This is a genomic window from Sphingomonas sp., from assembly GCF_019242355.1.
Classification (GTDB): Bacteria; Pseudomonadota; Alphaproteobacteria; order Sphingomonadales; family Sphingomonadaceae; genus Sphingomicrobium.
Genome location: NZ_JAFAVR010000092.1, coordinates 1 through 2,467, shown reverse-complemented (window position 1 = coordinate 2,467; position 2,467 = coordinate 1). Strand labels below are relative to the sequence as shown.

Here is a 2,467-nt window from a genome sequence, read left to right as displayed (position 1 = left end):
AGCGGCTCGTGAAGGAAGCTTTCGCCGATCCGGCGCTTTCGGCCGAGCATCGGCTGACCTCCGCCAATTCGATCAATATCGGTCGCCTATTGCCGCAGATGGCCTATGCCGCTCATGCCGCCCTCCGCGTTCACGCCGAAACCGGCGTCAGGCCCGGCTTCATCGTTCCCACAGGCAATCTCGGCCACGGCTTCGCGACACTCTATGCGCGCGCACTAGGCTTCCCGATCGGCCCCGTCGTGCTGGTGACGAACGCCAATCGGACCCTCTTCGATTGGGACCGATCCGGCGATTACGCTCCACGGGCTTCGCTTGCGACCATCGCCAACGCGATGGATGTGGGAACGCCGAGCAATTTCGAGCGGCTGGCGGCGCTTCCGGCCGAGCATCGCGATGTGCAGGTAGAGTTGGTCGATGACGAGTCAATCCGCGCCCGGATCCGACGCGAGTATCAAGCGAGCGGCTACGTGTGGTGCCCTCATTCGGCGACGGCCGCGGAAGCCCATGCCCGCCTTCCCGAGAGCAAGCGTGACGAAAGGCCGTGGATCGCCGCGGCGACCGCACATCCATTCAAATTCGCCGAAGCGATCGAGCCGCTGATCGGCAGGACAATCGATCCGCCGCCTGCCTTGGCGGCGATTCTCGGCCGAAGCTCGCACAAGATCGCCATTCCCGCAGACGACGGAGCGCTCGCCCGAGCACTCGGGGAAGCGCGGCTTGCCGCCTGACGGCTAGGCGGCGTCCGCTCCGCTCGTCACGGCACCCTGCGAAGCCGAGCCGACGAGCCTTGCATATTTGCCGTAGGCACCGGTCGCTTCCGGCGAGAGCCTGAATTCGGCCGCCGTCCGGGAGCCGAGATCAGCATCCGTCTCCATGATCCGCGCGTCGACGTCGATGACGATCCGGTCGCCGGTGCGGAGCAGCGCGACGGGGCCGCCCCGCGCAGCCTCGGGCGAGACGTGGCCGACCATGAAGCCGTAGGTCGCGCCTGAGAAGCGGCCGTCCGTCACCAGGGCGACGTCGTTGCCGAGCCCGCGTCCCTGGATCGCCGCGGTGATCGCGAGCATCTCGCGCATGCCCGGGCCGCCGACCGGACCTTCGCCCCTGATCACCACCACGTCGCCCGCCTCGATCCCGCCATGCGTGAGCGCATCGAAGCAGGCTTCCTCGCCATCGAACACCTTGGCTGGCCCTTCGAAGCGGAGCTTGCCGTGCCCGGCCAGCTTCACGACGCAGCCTTCCGGCGCGAGATTGCCATAGAGAATGCCGAACCCTCCACGATTCTTGATCGGTGCCTCAGCGCTGACAATCACCTGTTGTCCGTCCGTCTCGCCTGCGTCCTCGAAATAGGAGAAGAGCGATCGGCCGGTCACCGTCGACGCATCGGTGACGAGACCCGCTTCCATGAGCCGGCGGCCGAGCAAGGGCGTTCCGCCCGCGGCGGACATGTCGGGTGCCATGAAACGGCCGCCCGGCTTCAGGTCGGCAATGACCGGCGTCGCACGGGAGACCTCATCGAACAGGTCGATGTCGAACTGGTCGCGGCCGATGCCGGCTTCGCGGGCGATCGCCAGGAGGTGGAGAATGAGATTGGTCGAGCCCGCGGTAGCCGTGCCCGCGACGGCAGCGTTGCGGAGGCTCTCGACCGTGATCAGGCTCCTCGCGTTCCGGCCGTTCTTGACCGCGTCGACCACGGCCCAGCCCGCCTCGAACGCTGCGCCCGTTTTGTCCGGATGAACGGCGGGGATATCGTTGAGGCCCATCGGCGAAAGCCCGAGGAAGCTCATCGCGAGCGCCATCGTGTTGGCGGTGAACTGGCCCCCGCAAGCTCCGGCGCCGGGGCAGGCGGCCTTCTCGACCGCCTTCAGCTCGGCGTCGCCGATCGTTCCGGCGCTGTGCGCCCCGACCGCCTCGAACACGTCCTGGATGGTGAGCGCCTTGTCGCCGAGCCGGCCCGGCATGATCGATCCGCCGTAGAGGATCACCGCTGGCAGATCGAGGCGCGCAGCAGCCATCGCCGCTGCCGGAATGGTCTTGTCGCAGCCGACCAGGAACAGGACGGCGTCGAGAGAATGGCCGCGGACTGCCAGCTCGGCCGAATCGGCGATCGCTTCGCGCGACATCAACGAAGCGCGCATGCCGTGCGTGCCCATCGCGATCCCGTCCGTGACGACGATCGTGTTGAAGTCGATCGCGGTGCCTCCGGCCTCCTCGATCCCGCGTCGCGCGTGTTCGGCAAGGCCCCGAAGATGCATGTTGCAGGGAGTCACGGTGGACCAGCTGTTCACAATTGCGATCAGTGGCTTGGACAGGGCCTCCGCGTCATAGCCGGCGGCGTGGAGCATGGCGCGTGCGGGTGCCCTGGCCGGGCCGTCCTTCATTTCATGCGAGGGTTGGGCGGGTGACGCCATCGGGATCTTGCCTCTTCAATTGGATACAATAGCTGACCGATCGGTCAGTGCTGCAA

At 67.0% G+C, this 2,467-nt stretch carries 1 protein-coding gene and 1 pseudogene; one reads left to right on the top strand and one right to left on the bottom strand.

The features are described 5' to 3' along the window. Window positions 1-728, top strand: a pseudogene (locus JOZ79_RS04455) (hypothetical protein); the annotation flags it as partial. A gap of 3 nt (window positions 729-731) precedes the next feature. Here the strand turns inward: JOZ79_RS04455 and JOZ79_RS04450 are convergent. Continuing rightward, on the bottom strand, window positions 732-2,411 hold the full coding sequence (locus JOZ79_RS04450; RefSeq protein WP_294071176.1) for a dihydroxy-acid dehydratase: 1,680 nt from the start codon (window positions 2,409-2,411) through the stop codon (window positions 732-734). Between the last annotated feature and the right edge of the window lie 56 nt (window positions 2,412-2,467).